General features: G+C 70.8%; 17 protein-coding genes. 13 read left to right on the forward strand and 4 right to left on the reverse strand.

All coding sequences use genetic code 11. The features are described from left to right. The first annotated feature begins 10 nt into the window (after positions 1-10). Positions 11-2311 carry a DUF5682 family protein gene (locus ACGFNP_RS27975; RefSeq protein ID WP_393323873.1) on the forward strand — a complete coding sequence of 767 codons (2301 nt, stop codon included), beginning with the start codon at positions 11-13 and terminating at the stop codon, positions 2309-2311. Then, positions 2304-3476 (forward strand): VWA domain-containing protein, encoded by a 1173-nt coding sequence (locus tag ACGFNP_RS27980; protein ID WP_393323876.1) that lies wholly within the window; start codon positions 2304-2306, stop codon positions 3474-3476. Before ACGFNP_RS27975 ends, ACGFNP_RS27980 begins: the two co-directional genes overlap by 8 nt. A 43-nt stretch (positions 3477-3519) precedes the next feature. Here ACGFNP_RS27980 and ACGFNP_RS27985 read toward each other — a convergent pair whose 3' ends face one another. Next, positions 3520-4965 carry an MFS transporter gene (locus tag ACGFNP_RS27985; protein WP_358313539.1) on the reverse strand — a complete coding sequence of 482 codons (1446 nt, stop codon included), beginning with the start codon at positions 4963-4965 and terminating at the stop codon, positions 3520-3522. Between the two features lie 100 nt (positions 4966-5065). Between ACGFNP_RS27985 and ACGFNP_RS27990 the strand changes: the two genes are divergently transcribed. The 5 genes from ACGFNP_RS27990 to ACGFNP_RS28010 all read left to right on the forward strand — a co-directional run bounded on the left by ACGFNP_RS27990 (position 5066) and on the right by ACGFNP_RS28010 (position 9900). Beyond that, the gene (locus ACGFNP_RS27990) at positions 5066-5788 is read left to right on the forward strand and encodes a TetR/AcrR family transcriptional regulator (protein WP_393323881.1); all 723 of its coding nucleotides are present in this window, start codon (positions 5066-5068) and stop codon (positions 5786-5788) included. Between the two features lie 63 nt (positions 5789-5851). Continuing rightward, positions 5852-7225: an MFS transporter gene (locus tag ACGFNP_RS27995; RefSeq protein ID WP_358313533.1), complete on the forward strand. Its 1374-nt coding sequence runs from the start codon at positions 5852-5854 to the stop codon at positions 7223-7225. 12 nt (positions 7226-7237) lie between these two features. Next, positions 7238-8242 (forward strand): enolase C-terminal domain-like protein, encoded by a 1005-nt coding sequence (locus tag ACGFNP_RS28000; RefSeq protein ID WP_358313530.1) that lies wholly within the window; start codon positions 7238-7240, stop codon positions 8240-8242. Positions 8243-8389: 147 nt separating this feature from the next. Next, entirely contained in the window at positions 8390-8515 is a 126-nt protein-coding gene (locus ACGFNP_RS28005) for a hypothetical protein (RefSeq protein WP_358313527.1), read from the forward strand. Continuing rightward, positions 8515-9900, forward strand: coding sequence for a class I SAM-dependent methyltransferase (locus ACGFNP_RS28010; protein WP_393325075.1), 1386 nt, complete (start codon positions 8515-8517; stop codon positions 9898-9900). The genes ACGFNP_RS28005 and ACGFNP_RS28010 overlap by 1 nt, the downstream gene beginning before the upstream one ends. Positions 9901-10179: 279 nt before the next feature. On the opposite strand, the gene ACGFNP_RS28015 is transcribed toward ACGFNP_RS28010, so the two are convergent. Beyond that, positions 10180-11298 carry an ROK family transcriptional regulator gene (locus ACGFNP_RS28015; RefSeq protein ID WP_393323886.1) on the reverse strand — a complete coding sequence of 373 codons (1119 nt, stop codon included), beginning with the start codon at positions 11296-11298 and terminating at the stop codon, positions 10180-10182. A 125-nt stretch (positions 11299-11423) separates the two neighbouring features. Here ACGFNP_RS28015 and ACGFNP_RS28020 point away from each other — a divergent pair, with 125 nt between their 5' ends. The 4 genes from ACGFNP_RS28020 to ACGFNP_RS28035 are packed head-to-tail and all read left to right on the forward strand — an operon-like array spanning position 11424 to position 14758. After that, positions 11424-12341 (forward strand): glutamate ABC transporter substrate-binding protein, encoded by a 918-nt coding sequence (locus tag ACGFNP_RS28020; protein ID WP_358313521.1) that lies wholly within the window; start codon positions 11424-11426, stop codon positions 12339-12341. Then, positions 12341-12985 (forward strand): amino acid ABC transporter permease, encoded by a 645-nt coding sequence (locus ACGFNP_RS28025; protein ID WP_219536288.1) that lies wholly within the window; start codon positions 12341-12343, stop codon positions 12983-12985. The genes ACGFNP_RS28020 and ACGFNP_RS28025 overlap by 1 nt, the downstream gene beginning before the upstream one ends. Further along, on the forward strand, positions 12982-13809 hold the full coding sequence (locus ACGFNP_RS28030) for an amino acid ABC transporter permease (protein WP_393323891.1): 828 nt from the start codon (positions 12982-12984) through the stop codon (positions 13807-13809). Before ACGFNP_RS28025 ends, ACGFNP_RS28030 begins: the two co-directional genes overlap by 4 nt. Further along, positions 13802-14758 (forward strand): asparaginase, encoded by a 957-nt coding sequence (locus ACGFNP_RS28035; RefSeq protein ID WP_393323894.1) that lies wholly within the window; start codon positions 13802-13804, stop codon positions 14756-14758. The genes ACGFNP_RS28030 and ACGFNP_RS28035 overlap by 8 nt, the downstream gene beginning before the upstream one ends. On the opposite strand, the gene ACGFNP_RS28040 is transcribed toward ACGFNP_RS28035, so the two are convergent. Beyond that, positions 14733-16196, reverse strand: coding sequence for an LCP family protein (locus ACGFNP_RS28040; RefSeq protein ID WP_358313511.1), 1464 nt, complete (start codon positions 16194-16196; stop codon positions 14733-14735). The two genes, ACGFNP_RS28035 and ACGFNP_RS28040, sit on opposite strands and share 26 nt — an antisense overlap. Before the next feature lie 120 nt (positions 16197-16316). Here ACGFNP_RS28040 and ACGFNP_RS28045 point away from each other — a divergent pair, with 120 nt between their 5' ends. Continuing rightward, positions 16317-17177, forward strand: a complete 861-nt coding sequence (locus ACGFNP_RS28045) for a crotonase/enoyl-CoA hydratase family protein (RefSeq protein WP_358313508.1) — start codon at positions 16317-16319, stop codon at positions 17175-17177. 1 nt (position 17178) lies between these two features. Beyond that, a complete protein-coding gene (locus tag ACGFNP_RS28050) occupies positions 17179-18120 on the forward strand; it encodes an alpha/beta hydrolase (RefSeq protein ID WP_358313505.1) in 942 nt (313 codons plus the stop codon). On the opposite strand, the gene ACGFNP_RS28055 is transcribed toward ACGFNP_RS28050, so the two are convergent. Further along, complete coding sequence (locus ACGFNP_RS28055) at positions 18093-19586, reverse strand: prolyl oligopeptidase family serine peptidase (RefSeq protein ID WP_358313502.1); 1494 nt, start codon at positions 19584-19586, stop codon at positions 18093-18095. The genes ACGFNP_RS28050 and ACGFNP_RS28055 overlap by 28 nt on opposite strands. Between the last annotated feature and the right edge of the window lie 41 nt (positions 19587-19627).

Genomic DNA, 19627 nt, shown 5'->3' on the forward strand with positions numbered 1-19627 from the left:
TGGTGCACCCGTGAGCGTCTCGATCCTCGGCGTCCGGCACCACGGCCCCGGCTCGGCGCGCGCCGTGCGGGCGGAGCTCGAACGCCTCCGTCCCGACCTGATCCTCATCGAGGGACCGCCGGAGGCCGACGCGCTGGTCGCGCTCGCGCCCGAGCTGGAGCCACCGGTCGCGCTGCTCGCGCACGTGCCGGGCAAGGCGTCCAGCGCGGCCTTCTGGCCGTTCGCGGGGTTCTCGCCCGAGTGGCAGGCGATCTTGTACGGTACGACGGCCGGCATCCCGGTCCGCTTCTGCGACCTCCCGGCGTCCCACAGCCTGGCCGAACCTGAGCCCGAGGTGGTTCCCGAGCCTGCTTCCGGCCCCGAGCCCGCGCCCGATGCCGACCCCGAGGGCCTGCGGGTCGATCCGATCGGCGCGCTCGCCAGGGCGGCCGGTTACGACGACCCCGAGCGGTGGTGGGAGGACGTCGTCGAGCACCGGGGCGACACCCCGTTCGAGGTGATCGCTGAGGCCATGGCCGCTGTCCGCGAGGGCCACGAGCCCGGCGAGCGAGAGGCCAGGCGCGAGGCGTACATGCGCAAGACCCTCCGCACCGCCATCAGACAGGGCCACGACCGCATCGCGGTGATCTGCGGCGCCTGGCACGTCCCCGCCCTGACCGCCCCTATGCCCCCGGCCAAGGCCGACGACGCGCTCCTGCGCGGCCTGCCCAAGGTGAAGGCCCAGCTGACGTGGGTGCCGTGGACGTACGGGCGGCTGGCCTCGTGGAGCGGCTACGGCGCGGGCATCTCCTCGCCCGGCTGGTACCACCACCTGTTCACGGCCCCCGACCGTCCCGTCGAACGCTGGCTGGCCGAGGCGGCGGCGGTGCTGCGTGAGGAGGGCCTGCCGGTCTCGTCCGCGCACGTCATCGAGTCCGTACGGCTCGCGCACAGCCTGGCGACCCTGCGCGGACGCCCGCTGGCCGGGCTCGGCGAGGTCACCGAGGCGGCCAGGGCGGTCTTGTGCGAGGGCGACGACCTGGCGGTGGAGCTGATCCAGCGGCGCATGGTGGCCGGCGACCGGCTCGGTCACGTCTCCGACGGCACGCCCATGGTGCCGCTCCAGCGGGACCTGCGTGAGCAGCAGCGGCGGCTCAAGCTGAAGCCGGAGGCGCTCGACCGCGAGTTCGGCCTCGACCTGCGTAAGCCGCTCGACCTCGATCGCAGCCGCCTGCTGCACCGGCTGCGGCTGCTCGGCGTCGAGTGGGGGGTGCTGGGGCAGGCCAGGGGCAAGGGGACGTTCAGGGAGACGTGGACGTTGCAGTGGCGGCCCGAGTTCGACCTGGCGCTCGTCGAGGCGGCGGCTCTCGGCATCACGGTCGCCTCGGCCGCCGCCCAGCGGGCCCGCGACCTCGCCTCGGCGGAGTCGGTGACGCTGGCCGACCTGACCGGGCTGGTCGAACGCTGCCTGCTGGCCGACCTGCCGGAAGCGTTGCCTGAGGTGCTGGCCGCCCTGTCGGCCAAGGCCGCGCTCGACACCGACGTCACCCACCTGATGGCCGCGCTGCCCGCGATGGTCCGCGCCCACCGCTACGGCGACGTGCGCGGCACCTCGGCCGAGGGGTTGGCGGTGATCGTACGTTCCATGCTCGACCGCATCTGCGTCGGCCTGCCCGTCGCGGTCACCGGCCTCGACGACGAGGCGGCGGCCGCACTCCTGAGCGGCGTCGACGCCGTCCACACGGCCGTCGCCCTGATGTCAGAGGAGCCCACCGGGCCCTCACCGGAAGCTCCCCAAGAGGAGGCCGCCGGGCAGGAGACGGCGGCGCCGGTCGTTCGTCAGGCGTCGCCGCGTAGTCGGTGGCTGGTCACGTTGCGTGGGGTGAGTGACCGTCCCGACCTGCACGGGCTGATCGAGGGACGGCTGACCAGGATCCTGCTCGACGCGGGGGAGCTCGACGACGCCGACGCCCGGATGTCGCGGGCGATGTCCAGGGGGCACGCGCCCACCAGGGCCGCCTCGTGGATCGAGGGCTTCCTGGGCGGCGGGGGGCTGCTGCTCGTGCACGATCCCAGGCTGCTCAGCCTGGTCGACACCTGGCTGACCGGGCTTGACGGCGAACAGTTCATCGACGTGCTGCCGCTGCTCCGCCGTACGTTCGGGAGCTTCGCCGCACCGGAACGCAGGGCGATCGGCGAGCGCGTCCGATCGGCGGAGCGGGCCGAGCGGGTGGGGGAGCAGGACGTGGACGAACAGCGGGCGGAGCCGGCCGCGCGGACCGTACTGGCGATCTTGGGGAGAGCGCGGATCGACGGGAGGGACCATGGCTGAGCCGATGGATGAGCGCCTGCGCAGGTGGCGGCTGGTGCTGGGCGGTGGCGACGCCGACGGCATCTGTTCCGGAGGTCAAAGCGGAGGCCAAGGCGGCGGTCTCCAGGGGGCCGACGCGGACATGGACCGGGCGCTGGCCGCCGTGTACGACCGCGACGGCGGCCTGGGCGCGTCTGCGCCCCGGGTGGCGCGGTGGCTGGGCGACATCAGGACCTACTTCCCGTCGACCGTCGTCCAGGTCATGCAGAAGGACGCGATCCAGCGGCTCAACCTCACCAGGCTGCTGCTCGAACCCGAGATGCTGGAGGCCGTCGAGCCCGACGTACACCTGGTCGGCACCCTGCTCGCGCTCAACCGGGTCATGCCCGATCAGGCCCGTGAGTCGGCCAGGGCCGTGGTGCGCAAGGTCGTACAGGAGCTCGAACGCAGGCTCGCCCAGAAGACCAGGGCCGCCGTCACCGGCGCGCTCGACCGCTCGGCCAGGACCCACCGGCCCAAGCGGGTGTCCGACATCGACTGGGACCGGACGATCAGGGCGAACCTCAAGAACTACCTGCCCGAGAAGAACACGGTCGTGCCGTCGCGGCTCGTCGGCTACGCGCGCAGGCAGCGGTCCGTGCAGCGCGAGGTGGTGCTGGCCATCGACCAGAGCGGGTCGATGGCCGCCTCGGTGGTGTATTCGAGTGTGTTCGGCGCCGTGCTGGCCTCGATGCGGTCGCTCAAGACGTCGCTCGTGGTGTTCGACACGGCTGTGGTCGATCTGACGGATCAGCTGCATGATCCGGTCGAGCTGCTGTTCGGCACGCAGCTCGGCGGTGGTACGGACATCAACCGGGCCATCGCCTACAGCCAGGGCCTCATCACCCGCCCGGCCAACTCGATCTTCATCCTCATCAGCGACCTCTACGAGGGCGGGGTGCGGCAGGAGATGCTGCGCAGGGTCGCCGCGATGACCCAGGCGGGCGTCCAGGTGATCGTGCTGCTGGCGCTCTCGGACGAGGGCGCGCCCTTCTACGACCACGAGAACGCCGCCGCGCTGGCCGCGATGGGGGTGCCCGCCTTCGCGTGTACGCCCGACGCGTTCCCGGACCTGATGGCCGCCGCTATCGAGCGCCGCGACATCGCCCAGTGGGCCGAACGGCACATCGGCCTGGGTTCTTCATAGCGAAAAGGGCCGCGACGCGAGGTCGCGGCCCTTTCCAGCGGGGTCAGTGCCCGGCGTGCTCCGCGAGGGCCTTGCGAGGCAGCAGGTACGCCAGGACGAAGGTCAGCGCCAGCAGCCCGATCTCCACCCAGACGGTGACCTGCATCGCCGAGCCGAAGCTCCACTGGCTCTTGAGCAGGTCGAAGAAGAGCGTTCCCAGCAGAGCGCTGCCGAGCGCGCCGCCGAGCTGCTGGGTCGCGGTCAGCGTGCCCGAAGCCGAGCCCGACTCGTGCGGCTCGACCCCCGAGAGCACGATGTCGAAGAACGGCGCCATGGTCAGGCCCATCCCGATACCCACGAAGGCCAGACCGGGAGCCAGCTGCCAGGGGCTGATGTCGGTCCCGGCCAGGTGGATGGTCACGCCCAGCACCGCCGCGCCCACCGCCATGACCGCGGTGCCGATCTGCAGCAGGCCGCGGCCGAGCTTCTCCTGCAGGCCCGACATGGCCAGACCGAAGCCGACCACGCCGCCGATGGCCTGCGGCAGGCCGGTGAGGCCGGCCTTGAGCGGGCTGTAGCCGAGGCCGACCTGGGTGTAGAGGGTGAAGACGAGGCTGAGGCCGATCATGCCGGTGAAGAAGGCCAGCCCGGCCACCAGCCCGCCGGTGAAGGCGCGCTTGCGGAACAGGCTCGGCGTGATCAGCGGGTCCTTGCCGGACGCGGCGCGGCGGCTCTCGTACCGGCCGAACACGGCGAACACCACGATCGAGGCGGCCATCGACACGAACGTCCAGGCGGGCCAGTCCAGATCGCGGCCCTGGATGAGCGGGAAGATCAGCAGGAACGCGGCGGCCGACACCAGCAGCATGCCGACCAGGTCGAGCCGGGTGGCGTTGGAGAGCCTGAACTCCGGCAGGAACCGGATCCCGGCCAGCGCGGCGGCCAGCCCGATGGGCAGGTTGATCAGGAAGATCATGCGCCAGCCGGTGCCGAACAGATCGGCGTCCACCAGCCACCCGGCCAGGATCGGGCCGCCCACGGACGAGATCGTCATGACCGGGCCGAACATGCCGAACGCCTTGCCCATCTCCTTCGGCGGGAACATCTCCTTGATCAGGCCGAGCCCCTGCGGCAGCATCACGGCGCCGAACAAGCCCTGCACGACCCGGCTGGCGATCAGCATCTCCGGGTTGGCGGCGATCCCGCACAGCAGCGAGGCGGCGGTGAAGCCCAAGGCGCCGATCACGAACATGCGCTTGCGGCCGTAGAGGTCGCCGAGCCGGCCGCCGGTGATCAGGCCGACGGCCATGGCCAGCGTGTAACCGGCCACCAGCCACTGCACCATGCTCGACGAGCCGCCCAGATCCTTCTGGATGGTCGGTGCGGCGATGGAGGTGACCAGCGCGTCCAGCAGGTCCATGACCTCGGCGGCCAAGATGACGAACAGCGCGACCCAGCGCCAGCGGTAAGGCTGGACCTCCGAGGCCGCTTGGGGGGCGGTGACGGTCATGTGGACTCCTTGGCTAGAACACCGTTCTTTCAACGAACATCGTTCGCTACGAACACCGTTTTAGTGGCGAACGACGTTCGTGTCAAGTACAGTGTTCGTCATGGGAAGCAACGAAGACGTCCCGACCCCGCCGTGGCGCAAGGCGCGTAAGCCGGTCCAGCTCAAGCCGCAGCTGAGTCAGGATCTGATCGTCGAGACGGGGCTGCGGATCATGGACGCCGAGGGCCTCGACGGGCTGAGCATGCGCCGCGTCGCGCAGGAGCTCGACACCGGGCCCGCCTCGCTCTACGCGCACGTCGCCAACAAGGAAGAGCTCCTGGAGCTCATCTACGACCGGGTGCTCGGCGAGATCCGGCTGGCCGAGCCCGACCCGGCCCGCTGGAAGGAGCAACTACGCGATTACGCGATGGAGTGGTACCGGGTGCTGGGCAGCCACGCCGACGTGGCCAGGGCCGCGCTGGCCAGCATCCCCACCGGCCCGAACGCGCTGCGGATCAGCGAACAGGTCTTCGGCCTGCTCCTCGATGCGGGCATGCCGCCCCGTGACGCCGCGTTCGCCGTCGACCGGCTCGCCCTCTACGTCTCCGGCGACGCCTTCGAGGGCTCGCTGCACTTCGCCAAGATCCGCGCCGCGGGCGTCAGCATGGAGGAATACTTCAGGACGTTCGTCGGCACCATCGAGAGCTACTACCGCTCGCTGCCTCCCGAGCGGTTCCCGCACATCACCAAGCACCTCGACGCACTGATGGGCGGCGACGGTCGCGCCCGCTTCGAGTACGGCCTCGATCTGCTCCTCGACGGCCTGGAGGCCCGGATGCCTTAGGCCCAATGGCCTAGGGCCGCCGCCCGATGTGCTGACCAGGGTGTCCGCCATAGCGTGCCGGACATGACCACAACTGTTGAAGCACCTCCCGTCAGCGTGGTGTCGGCGAAATATCGGGCGCTCAGCGTGGGGCTGGTGGCGCTCGTCATGCTGGTGGCGTTCGAGGCGATGGCGGTGGCGACGGCGATGCCCGTCGTGGCGCGCGAGCTCGGCGGCATGCACCTGTACAACCTGGCCTTCAGCGCCACCCTCGCCGCCAGTGTGATCGCCACCGTGCTCGGCGGCAGATGGAGTGATGTGAAGGGCCCGCTGGTGCCGGTCGGGTCCGGGGTGGCGGCCTTCGTGGCGGGGCTGCTGGTGGCCGGGCTCGCGCCGAACATGGAGGTGTTCGTCGCCGGGCGGTTCATCCAGGGGCTCGGCGCGGGCCTGATCCAGGTGTCCCTGTACGTGCTCGTGGCCAGGGTCTATCCGGGTGAGATGCATCCCAAGGTGTTCGCGCTGTTCTCGGCCGCCTGGGTGGTGCCCTCCATGGTCGGGCCGGCCATCGCGGGGTTCGTGGTGGAGAACGCCGACTGGCGGTGGATCTTCCTCGGCGTCTCCCTGATCGTCGTGCCCAGCGCGCTGCTGCTCTGGCGCGGCACCGCGGGCGCCGGCCTGAGCGGCGGCAACGCCGAGCCCGCCCCCGGTCTCGGGCGCAAGCTGATCTGGGCCACGCTGACCGCCGTGGCCGCCGCGTTGATCCAGTACGGCAGCGCGCTCCAGCTCCGCGGCCTGCCCCTGCTCGCGGCCGGGATCGTCCTGCTGGCCGTGTCCCTGCCCAGGCTGCTGCCCCGCGGCTCGCTCAGGGCCGCCCGCGGGCTGCCGACCGCCCCCGTGCTCCGCGGCCTGGCCTACGGCTCGCTGATGGCGGCCCAGGTCCTCATCCCGCTCATGCTGATCAACGAGCGTGACCTGACGCCCACCGGCGCGGGCATCGTCCTGACCGTCGGCGCGCTCGGCTGGTCCACCGGGTCCTGGGTCAAGGGCCGCGGCGTCATCAGCCACCTGGCCGCCCTGCGCGGCGGCGCCATCATGATCGCCACCGGCATCGCGCTGATGTCGCTCGTGCTGATCGACTCCGTGCCGATCGCTCTGGCGTACGTGGCCATGGCCATCTCCGGGCTCGGCATCGGCGCGCTGCACCCCACGGTGTCCGTACTGGTGCTGGAGATGTCCGCGTCGGGGGAGGAGGGCCAGAACACCGCGGCCCTCGGCGTCGGCGAGTCCGTGTTCACCGTCGTCGCCGTCGCGGTCACCGGAGCCCTGTTCACGGCCACCGGCGAGACCTATCTGGTGGGCCTGGCCTTCACCTTCGCCCTCGCCGTGCTCGCCGCTGCCGTGGCTCCGCGTTTTGCCCAGCACACGAAGGCAGGCACACTGGAAGGAGTCGATGCGTAGAAGTGGGGTTACATGCCGCGAGTGCGGGAGCTAGAGGTCTTCCGGCTGGTTCTGCCGTACGGCAGGCGGACGGAGAGCCTGCTCGTCAAGCTCACCGACTACGCCGGCATGACCGGCTGGGGTGAGGCGCTGGCCCCCCAGCCCAAGACCTGGACCCAGTTGGAGGAGTCGCTGGGCGCCCAGCTCATCGGCGTCGACTGGGAGCACCCCGACGCCGTCCCGATCAGTGACCCGGCCGTCGACATGGCCTGCTGGGACCTGTGGACCAGGATGCGCGGCGTCCCGCTCGCCGAGGCGATCGGCGGCACCCGCACCTCCCTGGTGGCGACCGTCCGGCTCGAACCCGATCCCTCCCTGGAAAGCCTGGTCTCACGGGTCAACCAGCAGGTCTGCGCGGGCTACGGCCACGTGACGCTCGACGTCCGTCCCGGCTGGGACGTCGAGCCGGTACGGGCCGTACGGCTCGCCTATCCGGCCCTGACGCTGGCCGTCGACGGCGGGTGCGCCTACTCCGAGGGCGGCCAGCTCGCGGCCCTCGACTCCTACGGCGTCGAGGTCATCGAACGGCCCTTCCCCATCGGCGACGTCTACGCGCACGCCGCGCTGCAGGACCAGGTGGCGGCGTCGGTGGCGGTCGAGGTGCGCTCGTCGGCGGAGCTCGACGACTACCTGACGCTGCGGGCCGGGCGGGTGCTGCTGCTGCGGCCCACCGCCTTCCGCTCGCTCAGCGAGGCCCGCCGGGCGCACGACCGGGCCGCCGCGGCCGGCTGGGACATCCAGTGCGCGGGCGGCCAGGGCGCCGGGCTGGCCCGGGCGGCCACGGTGGCGGTGGCCAGCCTGCCGGGGTGCACGCTGCCGTGCGACGTGACGCAGCCGCCACGCAACAACCAGATCGTGACCCCGATCGTGGGGGCGAACGGCGGGGTGGTGGCGGTCCCGCTGACGCAGGCGGGCCTGGGACACGTCATCGACGAGACCCGGGTACACCGGATGGCCAAGGACTCCTTTCGCGCGTGACGGCTACGTGATCTAGCCCATCTACCTTTATCCCGAAATTTCGCGATAGAGGGACTTGTAGTGCTGTTGGCGGTGCCGACCCTCGCCACATGCCTGATTGCCGGAGCCATGGCCTGGTGGCCTCGGGGCAGGTGGAGATACCCGCGCTTGCCTCTGGACGATCATCCGCGGCTTCGTCGCGTCCTCGACTCGGCGTTCGAGGAGGCGGGCTGGCGGCCCACCTCGGTCAAGGTCCGCCTGAGCGCCTGGCCCGCGCCACGCGGCGCGCGTTGATGGTCGACAAGGCCTTCTACTGGCATCTCCGCCGATACGCGCTCCCGGCGATGTCGCCTGGCTGGGGCTACGTCCCCGACATCTATCGGACCTTCCTATGGAAGATCAAGGAAGACGGTCTGCTCGCGCGGATGCAGCCCAACGTCGACGTCTACCTGGCCGAGAAGATGGACCGGTACGAGGCGAGCCTGTTCCAGGAGCTCGGATGGAGCGCCGGCGAGCTCGTCGACCCGGTGGTCGATCCGGTCGTCTCCGGCGTCGCGGAGAAGCCGGAACGTCGGCTCGGGCAGGTCGTCCTGTGGGAGAGCACCAAGGCCGCCAACCCCCGCATCCCGCCCCTCTCCCTGCATGACGTGCCCTGGGAGTCGTGGGGCTCGATACACGCGCACGACCGGGAACAGATCATCGCCGCCGCGCGCACGCTGCTCGGGCGGGAGGCCACCACACGCGACGTCGTCCAACTGGCCGTCGACGGCAGGGCGGGCGAGCTCTCCTGGGGGCACGCTGAGCCGTGCCCCCATCCCAGCCCGGCCGTCTGCGTGCTGATCCCGTTCTTCGACGGCGCGCTGCGGCGGATGGGCTACGTGGCAGAGGCCCTCCAGCACCGCAGCCTTGTCGGGCCTCTGGGCGATACGGTCGATGTGGTGGCACTGGCTGATAGAGCAGGGCAGGGATTGCCGTACGGACTCGAACTTGGAGGATCTGTGACGGAAAGAGACCCGGACGCGGATTCCCGGCGGCTGGCGGCGGAGTCGCTGGCGGCCGGCGATGCGACGGGCTGGTTCGAGCGCCTGTACGCGGAGTCGGAGACGGGCGAGGCGATCGTCCCGTGGGATTCGCAGAGCCCCCACCCGCTGCTCGTTGAGTGGCTCCCAATGGAACCGGGCTCGGGCTCGGAGGCGGGAGCGGCTCGTCGAGTGCTGGTGGTCGGGTGCGGGTTCGGTGACGACGCCGAGTACCTGTCGCGGTTCGGCTACGACACGGTCGCCTTCGACGTCAGCGAGTCGGCCGTACGCCTGGCCAAGGAGCGCTTCCCGGCCTCCACGGTGGACTACCGCGCCGCCGACCTGCTCGCCCCGCCTGCCGAGTGGCGCCACGCGTTCGACCTGGTGGTGGAGATCATGACCGTCCAAGCACTGCCGGAACACCTCCACGCACCGGCCATCGCCTCGGTCGCCGGCTTCGTCCGGCCGGGCGGCGCGCTCCTGGTGATCGCCTCGGCCCGCGAGGAGGGCGGCCCGGTGTTCGCCCCGCCATGGCCCCTCACCCCGTCCGAGATCGCGTCCTTCGCATCCGACGGCCTGGTAGAGGACCACATCGAGGACCTCCGCGACCCGGAACGCCACCGCTGCCGCGCCACCTTCCACCGCCCCGCCGCCGCCTGACGCAGGTTCCGTCGCGGCGGCGGAGCGAAGCGTCGACCGAGCCGAAAATCAGAAGCGATTCTGGAAACGCAAGCATGCCGGGAATCGCCGTCCGACACGAGTAGGCTGCGACGCCGTGAGTACGGGCAACAACCCCGAGGCGGCGCTAGGTCAACGGCACCGGGCGGTGGGAGTTCGAGCACCTGGCACGGATGGTGGAGAGCACCTTCCGCCCGGCCGCCGACGGCCCCCCGCCCAGCGTCTTCGTCCCACGCGGCTGACCCGTCTACCACGGGCCGCCTAGGCCAGCGCCGCCTCCAGCAGAAGCGCTCCGGCGCCCAGGAGGGCGGCGTCTCGGCCGGCGCGGGCCGGGGCGATCTCCAGGTCGCGGGTCGCCAGGGGCAGGCAGCGTTCGTAGACCGCCGCTCTGATGGCGGTGATCAGTGGTTCCGCGGCCGACAGGCTGCCGCCCACCGCGATCACGTCCGGGTTGAAGAAGTTGACCAATACCGTGAGGACCTCGCCGATCCGCCGGCCCGCGCCCCGTACCAGGCTGGTGGCCTCGGGGATCGCGTCGTTCACCAGGCCCACGATGTCCGCCGGGCGCGCCACCTTGATCCCGGCGTCCGCCAGGGCCGACATGAGGGCGGCGCCGCTGGCGTACGCCTCCAGGCAGTCGGGGTGGCCGCAGGCGCACAGGACGGAGGAGTCGGAACGTACCCGCACATGGCTGATGTCGCCCGCCGCGCCCCGGCCCCGGTGCAGGTGGCCGTTGACGATCACGCCGCAGCCGATGCCGGTGCCGGCCTTGAGCACCATGAGGTTGTCGCAGCCAGGCCAGTGCCTGGCCTCGCCGGCGGCCATCAGGTTGGCGTCGTTCTCGACGAGGATCGGCAGGTCGTAGCGGAGCCCCAGATGCTCGGCAACGGGGAAGTTGTTCCAGCCCGGCATGCGCGACGGCGTGACCACCCGGCGCGTCGCCGGGTCCACCGGGCCGGGGATGCCGGTGCCCACCCCGCGTAACGGCACGTCATCGGCCACATGTACGGCCAGCAGCTCGTCGAAGGCGTCCGACAGGAGGTCGAGCGTGGCCTCCGGGCCCCGGGCGATCTCGCAGGGGCGTTCCTCGATCACGAGCGGAGTGCCGCTGAGGTCGAGCAGCCCGAGCCGGGCATGGTGCGCGCCCAGGTCGGCGACCGCCAGCACCCCCGCCGACGGTGACAGGCGCAGCCGCCTGGGCCGCCGCCCGCCCCGCGACGTGCCCGAGCCCTCCTCGCCGAGCAGCCCCAACGCGATCAGCTCCTCGACCCGGAGCGACACGCTGGAGGCGGCCAGGCCCGATAAGCGGGCGAGGTCGGCCCGGGACTCGGCCTGGCCGGTGGCCACGAGCCGCAGCAGGTCCCTCTGTGCCCCGCTCACGGGCAGCCGCTGATCCATGTGAGAGGAATACCATGTCCAGACTTCCTGCGGCAACGTATTGACTTAGTACGAAATCTCCCACTACGTTCCGCTTCATCTTCGATTTCGAAGGAAGTGGATGCTCAATGAAGAGACTGGTCGCTGCCGTCGCCGTTTCCCTGTTAGGCCTGGCGGCCTGCGGCGAGACGAGCAGCCCCGCCGTACCCGGAGCCGTACCGGAACAGGCCACGGCGAAGGATGACGTGCTCGCGCAGGCACCTGTCGCCGCCGCCGCGGACATCCTGCCCGGCTCCACCATGGAGAAGATCAAGCAGCGCGGCGAGCTGATCGTCGGCGGCTCGCTGGACGCGCCGCTGCTCTCCCAGCAGAACCCGGCCACCGGCGAGATCGAGGGCTTCGACGCCGATCTGGGCAAGGCACTGGCGAAGTACATCATCGGCCAGCCCAAGGTGAAGATCGTCAACTCGGCCTCGGAGACCCGCGAGGCGCTGCTCGCCAACGGCACCGTGGACGTCGTCTTCCAGACGTACACGATCACGCCGGAACGGGCGAAGCAGGTCGCGTTCGCCGGGCCCTACTACACCTCCGGTCTGACCATCGCGGTGAAGAAGGGCGCGACGGGCATCGCCAAGCCCGAGGACCTGAACGGCAAGAAGGTCCTCGCGGGTGCGAACACGCCGGCCATCCCGGCGATCAAGAAGTTCGCGCCGCAGGCCGAGATCATCACGTTCGGCAGCGACCCGGAATGCCTTCAGGCGCTCAAGCAGGACCGCGGCGTCGCCTACGTCCAGGACGAGACGCTGCTGATCGCCGACGCCAAGAAGGACCCGTCGATCCAGATCGTCACCAAGCCCTTCACCGTCGACCCGTACGGCATCGGGCTCAAGCACGGTGACGAGCAGTTCAAGACGTTCACCAACGCCTGGCTGAAGAAGATGCAGGACGCCGGGGCCTGGCAGAAGATCTGGAAGAACTCCATCGGCACGGTCGTCGTGGGCGATGCTCCGCAGCCGCCCCAGATCGGTTCCGTGCCGGGGTCCTGATGTCCGTGCTCCTCGACCACCTGCCCGAGCTGTGGCAGGGACTGCTCGTGACGTTCCAGCTCACCGCCGCGTCGTTCCTCGGCGCGGCGGTGCTGGGCGTGCTGGTCACCGCCCTGCGGGTGAGCCCGGTGCGAGTGCTGCGCGCCCTCGGCACCGCCTACGTGGAGACCTTCCAGAACCTGCCGCTGCTGGTCCTGCTCGTCCTGGCGTTCTTCGGCCTGCCGGAGATCGGGATCCAGGCAGACCTGCGGGTGACGGCCATCGCGGTGATCGCCGTGTACGAGGCCGCCTACATCGGCGAGGCGCTGCGGTCCGGCGTGAACTCGGTGGCCAAGGGGCAGGGCGAGGCGGCCCGCGCGATCGGGCTGACGTTCGCCCAGTCGCTGCGGCACGTCATCCTGCCGCAGGCGCTGCGTACGGTGGTGCAGCCGATCGGCAACATCTTCATCGCGCTCACCATGAACACCGCCCTCGCGGCGGCCGTCGGCGTCGTCGACCTGACCGCGGCGGCGAACCGGGTGAACCTCCTCGAAGCCCAGCCCATCCCGATCTTCGTCGGCGCGGGCGCGGCGTACGCGCTGATCGCCGCCTGCGCGGGCTTCGTGACCGGGCGCCTCGAACGACGACTGGTGATCCTGCGATGAGTACCGCTCTGTTCGACGAGCCGGGCCCTCGGGCGCGGCGGCGCATCCGGATCGCGACCGTCGTCGGCACGCTCGCCGCCCTGGCGCTGCTCGCGCTGGCGGTCCGGCAGTTCGCCGCCAACGGGCAGCTCGACGCCGCGCGCTGGCAGCCGTACGCCACCTGGCCCATGTGGCGATATCTCCTGACAGGACTGTGGTCCACCGCGCTGGCCGCGGTCGTCTCGGCCGCGCTGGCGATGGCGTTCGGGCTGGTGCTGGCCCTGGGCCGGCTGTCACGCCACCGTTTCCTGCGCGTCCCCGCCGCCGGCTACGTCGAGGTGGTCAGGACCATCCCGGCCCTGCTGCTGGTGTACGTGGTGCTGTTCGCGCTGCCGAAGTACGGGCTGGACCTGCCGCTGTTCTGGAAGCTCGTGGTGCCGCTGTCGGTGTCGAACGCGGCGGCGTTCGCCGAGATCTTCCGCGCCGGGATCCGCTCCATCGAGCGCGGCCAGGGCGAGGCGGGCCTGGCGATCGGCCTCACCCACGGCCAGGCCATGCGCCTGATCGTGCTGCCGCAGGCCGCCCGCCGGGTGCTGCCCTCGATCGTCAGCCAGTCGGTCGGGCTGCTCAAGGACACCGCGCTCGGATACGTGGTCAGCTACGCCGAGCTGCTCTACAGCGGCAAGGTCCTGGCCGCGTACAACGGCTACCTCATCCAGACCTACCTCGTCGTCGCGCTGGTCTACCTGGTGGTCAACGCGTCGCTGTCCAAACTGGCCCGTACGCTGGAGGCCCGCCGGCGAGCGGGCCCCGGCATCCCCCGAAGGAGATTCACCCGTGCCTGAACTCGCCCTCCTCGCCGAGGTCGTGCGCTCCGGGTTCGTCGAGAGCGTCCACTGCGGCAGCGCCGTCGGCCTGGACCCGTCGGGTAAGCCCGAGGTCGCGCTCGGCCGGGTGGACGCGCCGGTGCTGCCCCGCTCGTCGGGCAAGCCGTTCCAGGCGCTCGCCTGCCTCGTCGCGGGCGCCGCCCTTGCCGGACCGAGCCTGGCGATCGCCGCGGGCAGTCACACGGGCGAGGACTTCCACGTACGGCTGGTCGGCGAGCTGCTGGCCGACTACGGCCTGGACTTCGGGGCGCTCGGCTGCCCGGCGACCTGGCCGGAGGACGAGGCCACCCTGCACGCGCTGATCAGGCAGGGCCAGGGCGTCTCCCGCGAGCGGATGAACTGCTCGGGCAAGCACGCCGCGATGCTGGCCGCCGCAGTGGCCAACGACTGGGACGTGGACTCCTACCTGGCCGCCGAGCACCCGGTGCAGCGCAAGGTGCGCTCGATCACCGAGGACCTGGCGGGGGAGAAGGTCGCCCACGTGGCCGTGGACGGCTGCGGGGCGCCGGTGTTCGGGCTCTCGCTGACCGGCCTGGCGCGGGCCGTGCAGGCGCTCGTGCTCGCCGCGCCGGGCAGCGCGCCCCGCCAGGTCGCCGACGCTATGCGCGAGCACCCCGAGTACGTCGGCGGGACCGGCCACCAGAACACCGAGCTCATGCGTGCCCTGCCCGGCTCCTTGGCCAAGGGCGGCGCGGAAGGGGTGCTGGTCGTGGGGACGGCCTCCGGGCACTCGGTCGCGGTCAAGGTCATCGACGGCAGCCCGCGCGCCACCACGGTCATCGCCCTGGCCGTGCTCCGCGAGATGGGCTGCGAGGTGTCCTCGGCCGCCGCGTTCGAGAGCGTGGCCGTGCTCGGCGGTGGCGCGCCGGTCGGCCGGATCGTCACGCCGAGCCGCAGCCCTCGGTAAGGGTCTTGGTGGGGTCGCTCTCTTTCGGCTTCTTGGGAGCCTTCGACGGCGACTTCGACGGCGACGGCGACGAAGAGGGCGCCGCGGAGGCCGTGGCCGCGACGGGACGGCTGGCCGCGGAGTCGCGGATGGCCTTCTCGGTGATGGTGCGGATCTTCGCCCAGTCGGGGTAGGCGGTGCTGATCAGCGGCGGTACGAACTGGACGCTCGTCACCTTGGCGTTCTTGACGGTCAGCGCCAGCGGCACCAGGTGCTTGAGCATCGGCCGCGGGATGTCGGTCTTGATCAGCTCCTTGGTGGCGAACGCGATCTTGTTGAACCGGGTCAGCACCGTCGCCGGATCGGCCTGGTCGAGCAGCGCGCCGATCACGCAGCGCTGACGGCGCATCCGCGTGAAGTCATCGCTGAAGGTGCGCGAGCGGGCGTACCACATCGCATCGGCGCCCTTCAGCTTGCGCGTGCCCGCCTTGACCAGGCCCTCGTTGTACTTGCCGAACACCACGTCCTGCTCGACCGTGATCCGGACCCCGCCGATCGCGTCGATCAGCCGGGCGAACCCCCACATGTTGACCAGCGCGTACCAGTCGACCTTGAGCCCGAGCGTGTAGCCGATCGTGTCCATCAGCACCCGGGGGCCCTGGTGCTGCTTGCCGCCGAAGATCTCCGGATGCGCGTCGGCGTACTCCCAGACGCTGTTGAGCAGGTCGCTGCGGCCACCGCCGGGATCGGGCGGCAGCCGGAACCCGTTCGGGAAGTGCTGGGCCATCGGCGTGCCCGGCCGGAACCGTACGTTCTCCAGGTTGCGCGGCAGGCTGACCAGCACGGTGTTGCCGGTCTTCACGTCGATGGTGGCCAGGTTCATGCTGTCGGTGCGCACGCCGATCCTGTTGTCGTCGGCGTCGCCGCCGAGCAGCAGGATGTTCACCCTGGTGCGGCCCGCCCACGGATCCTCGGGGCGGATCTTCTCCCCGGCCTGCGGGTCGGGGGCGCCGTCGGCGCTGCCGTCGTTCACGAAGATGTCGTTGAGCGCCTGCCGATACGTCCAGACGAAGTTCGCGCCCACCCCGAACGGCAGCACGACCACGACGGCGAGCAGTCCCGCGAAGGTGCCCGCCAGAATCTGGCCGCTCTGCGGCAGGCCGCCGGGCCGCAGCACGATGAACGAGTGGACGATCAGGGCGAACCATGCCACCCCGAGCACGGCGGCGCCGGCGGCCACCCCCGTCAGCCAGCTGTTCTCCTGCAGCTCGCCCAGCAGGTTGTCGGTGCTCAGCCGGACGGCGAGCAACGCGAGCAGACCGGCCGCGTAACAGCCGAGCAGTGTCAGCCCCGTCTTACGCCACCCGGCGCGCAGATGCGCCGCTCCCGGCGCGATCACGGCGAGCGCCAGCCAGCCGAGAACCGCCCATGCCCGCACCGGTTTAGTTGCCTGCCTCACGCCATCCCCGTTTCCCCGCGAACTTCACCGTAGGCCGAATCGAGGCGGCAGCCTATGGACAGAATACGAAATATGTCTCGAGGGGAGAGTGAACATTAGTAGCCGAATAAGATTCGGTACATGTCCTTCTCCCAGATCGAGTACGGCGTGACGGACCGGATCGCCACGATCACATTGAAGCGTCCCGAACGGCTCAACGCGTTCACCTTTACGATGCGCGGAGAGTTGGTAAAGGCTTTTGACCTCGCGGATGACGATGACGAGGTACGCGCCGTCGTGGTCACCGGCGCGGGCCGGGCCTTCTGCGCCGGGGCCGATCTGAGCGGCGGCGGTGACACCTTCAGTCACCGGGAGCCTGGCGAGCTGGTGGAGGGTTCACCGCGTGATGGTGGCGGCACGGTCGCGCTGCGTATCGCCCGGTCGCTCAAGCCGGTCATCGGCGCCATCAACGGCCCCGCCGTGGGCGTGGGCGTCACGATGACGCTGCCGATGGACATCAGGCTCGCCGCCGACACCGCCAAGTTCGGCTTCGTCTTCGCCCGCAGGGGGATCGTCACCGAGGCCGCGTCGAGCTGGTTCCTGCCCAGGCTCGTCGGCATCGCGCAGGCCATGGAGTGGGCCGCCACCGGGCGGGTGTTCCCCGCGTCCGAGGCGCTGGCGGGAGGTCTCGTGTCCCGCGTGCTGCCCGCCGAGGAGCTGCTGCCCGCCGCCTACGCGCTCGGCCGGGAGATCGCCGGCAACACCTCCGCCGTGTCGGTCGCCGCGATCCGCCGGCTGATGTGGTCGGGGCTGTCGGCCTCGTCGCCGTGGGAGGCGCACGCGGCGGACTCCCGGCTGATGGCCGAGCTCGGGTCCGCGCCCGACACCGTGGAAGGGGTGACGGCGTTCCTGGAGAAACGGCCGGCCGAGTTCCCGATGAAGATCAGTGAGGACCTGCCAGACGGTGTGCCGACATGGCCGGTAAATCCTTATGGTGGCTAACATGTACGACACCACCGTTCTGGCCATGCCGCCCGACTTCGAAGGCGACGTCGTGGCGACGCTGATCTCCAGACGAGCCGGTTCCCGCAGGGCGGTGCTCTACCTCCATGGCTTCACCGACTACTTCTTCCAGGACCACCTCGCCGACCACTACGTCGGCCGCGGCGTCGACTTCTTCGCCCTCGACCTGCGGAAATACGGCAGGTCGCTGCTGCCGCACCAGACCAGGGGCCTGGTCAGGAGCGTCACCGAATACTTCCCCGAGATCGACGAAGCCGTCCGGGTCATCAGGCAGGACCACGACGAGCTGACCATCAACGCCCACTCGACCGGCGGCCTGGTCGCCTCCCTGTGGGCCGACCGCGTCCGCGGCCGGGGCCTGGTGCAGGGGCTCGTGCTCAACAGCCCGTTCTTCGACCTGAACGTGCCCGCGCCGCTCCGTCTCGCCGCCGACCTGCTCAAGACGCCGCTGTCGTACTCCAGCCGGGCGCTGCCGCTGGGTGTGAGCGTCGCGTACGGCCAGAGCCTGCACCGCACCGAACAGGGTGAATGGGACTACGACCTGGAGCTCAAGCCGCTCGGCGGCTTCTCCGTGCACGCCACCTGGCTGGCCGCCATCCGCAGGGCGCAGCGGCGGCTGCACGCCGGGCTGGCCGTGGACGTGCCGGTGCTCGTGCTCGCCTCGGCCACGGGACTACGGATCCGCGACTTCGTCCCGGAAGCCCGCTCGGCGGACACCGTACTCGATCCCCGCCATATCGCCCGCTGGGCCACCGCCGTCGGCCCGCACGTCACCTGCGTGCGCATCCCCGACGGCATGCACGACCTGGTGCTGTCGGCCGAGCCGGTGCGCGAGCGGGTCTTCGCCGAGATCGACCGCTGGCTGAACGCCTTCGTCTACCAGGATCACCAGGATCACCAGGGGAAGGCGAACAAGCCGTAATAGGCCGCGGCCACCAGCAGCAGCCCCGTACCACCGAGCACGCCCGCGATCGCCACGTGCTGCCAGCGACTCGGCCGCATGCCCTCACGCAGCCCCGCCACGACCGCCGCGACCGCCGTGACCTCCTGCACCAGCATGAGCACGGCCAGCAGGCGCACCACCAGCCAGCCGGCCAGCACGGCGGGCCAGGCCCCCGCCTGGTTCACCGAGAACAGCACCAGCACCGTGATGAACGCCACCACCGAGGCCAGCAACCCCAGCCCGGTCCACGCCATCCGGCGCAACCGGCGCCTGATCGGCGGCCAGAGCCGGGCGTTCGTGTCGGCGGGAGTCTGCCGACGGCCGCGCAGGCGCACGACCATCGCGGCGACGGGACCGGCCACGTAGCCGACGGCGGCCAGGCAGATCGTCAGCCCCAGCATCGTGCCGCCCGCGTACCACGGAGCGGCCGGGACGTCGCTGGCCTCGAAGCGCTGCACCGGCGTCGCGCCCGCCACGTGCACGGCGGGCCGCGCCGTGCCGGGCAGGCCGATGATCCAGTTCGCCAGCGTCTCCAGGTAGCCGTGCGCGAACGGGCCGCCGTTGATCCGCATGGCGTGGTCGGCCTTGTCCATGAAGCGGACCGTGTACTGGTCGTTGCCCGCCACCTTGAGCGAGGTGATCAGGGACTGGCTGGACTCCACGAACGGGATGGACGGGTCCATCGTCCCGTAGAACGCCAGCACCGGCTGCGTGATCTGACGCAGCGCGGGCCGCGCGTCATAGCGCAGGAAGTCGAAGCCCACCCCGCCCATCGCCCTGGTCAGCAGGTCGCGCACGCCGATCGGCGCGTGCAGGCGCTGCAACTGCTCGTTCAGCGCCCAGGCCACCTGCCTGAGCGGGGACACGTTCGGCGAGGACACCAGCACCGTGAACCCCACGTCGAGGCTCTTGGCCGCCGCGATGGGCACCACCCAGCCGCCCTCGCTGACCCCCCACAGCCCGGTGCGCTGGGGGTCCACGTCGGGGCGCGTACGCAGATACTCCACCATGCGCAGCGCGTCGTCCGCGAGCAGCCCGAAGTCCCGGTCGCGGAAGTTGTAGCCGACCGTCCGCTTGTCGAACGCCAGCGTCACCACGCCCGCCTTGGCCAGGAACTCCGCCTGCGGCGTGAACTCGGTCCGCGAGCCGTTGCCCGACCCCGACACGAACACCATCGCCGGATGCCGTCCCGGCGTCATCGGCGCGCGGACCGTTCCGAACAGTGTCTGGCCCTCCGCCGGGATCGAGATCTCCTGACGCCGTACGGGATCCACCGCGGCGACGGGTCGCAGCTCGCTCGCGGGCTGGGGCGGGAGTGCCTGCATCGTATGATCCGCCTGGAGCGGCGGAGGGTTGAACGCGGGTGGCAGAACGTAGCCGACCGACGCAAGGGCCACCAGGACCAAACCGGCGGCGACGCTCAAGGTGCCACGGCCAGTGCGCATCGGCCTCCCCATGTGGGTGATTTGCCCGCTGATCTTTCAGC

Source organism: Nonomuraea sp. NPDC049269 (assembly GCF_043197155.1).
In the GTDB taxonomy this organism is placed as follows: domain Bacteria; phylum Actinomycetota; class Actinomycetes; order Streptosporangiales; family Streptosporangiaceae; genus Nonomuraea.

Coding starts and splice junctions, on each gene's coding strand:
- ACGFNP_RS27980 (WP_393323876.1), top strand. CDS start 2,304: ATGGCTGAGCCGATGGATGAGCGCCTGCGCAGGTGGCGGCTGGTGCTG.
- ACGFNP_RS27985 (WP_358313539.1), bottom strand. CDS start 4,965: ATGACCGTCACCGCCCCCCAAGCGGCCTCGGAGGTCCAGCCTTACCGC.
- ACGFNP_RS27990 (WP_393323881.1), top strand. CDS start 5,066: ATGGGAAGCAACGAAGACGTCCCGACCCCGCCGTGGCGCAAGGCGCGT.
- ACGFNP_RS27995 (WP_358313533.1), top strand. CDS start 5,852: ATGACCACAACTGTTGAAGCACCTCCCGTCAGCGTGGTGTCGGCGAAA.
- ACGFNP_RS28000 (WP_358313530.1), top strand. CDS start 7,238: ATGCCGCGAGTGCGGGAGCTAGAGGTCTTCCGGCTGGTTCTGCCGTAC.
- ACGFNP_RS28010 (WP_393325075.1), top strand. CDS start 8,515: ATGGTCGACAAGGCCTTCTACTGGCATCTCCGCCGATACGCGCTCCCG.
- ACGFNP_RS28020 (WP_358313521.1), top strand. CDS start 11,424: ATGAAGAGACTGGTCGCTGCCGTCGCCGTTTCCCTGTTAGGCCTGGCG.
- ACGFNP_RS28025 (WP_219536288.1), top strand. CDS start 12,341: ATGTCCGTGCTCCTCGACCACCTGCCCGAGCTGTGGCAGGGACTGCTC.
- ACGFNP_RS28030 (WP_393323891.1), top strand. CDS start 12,982: ATGAGTACCGCTCTGTTCGACGAGCCGGGCCCTCGGGCGCGGCGGCGC.
- ACGFNP_RS28045 (WP_358313508.1), top strand. CDS start 16,317: ATGTCCTTCTCCCAGATCGAGTACGGCGTGACGGACCGGATCGCCACG.
- ACGFNP_RS28050 (WP_358313505.1), top strand. CDS start 17,179: ATGTACGACACCACCGTTCTGGCCATGCCGCCCGACTTCGAAGGCGAC.
- ACGFNP_RS28055 (WP_358313502.1), bottom strand. CDS start 19,586: ATGCGCACTGGCCGTGGCACCTTGAGCGTCGCCGCCGGTTTGGTCCTG.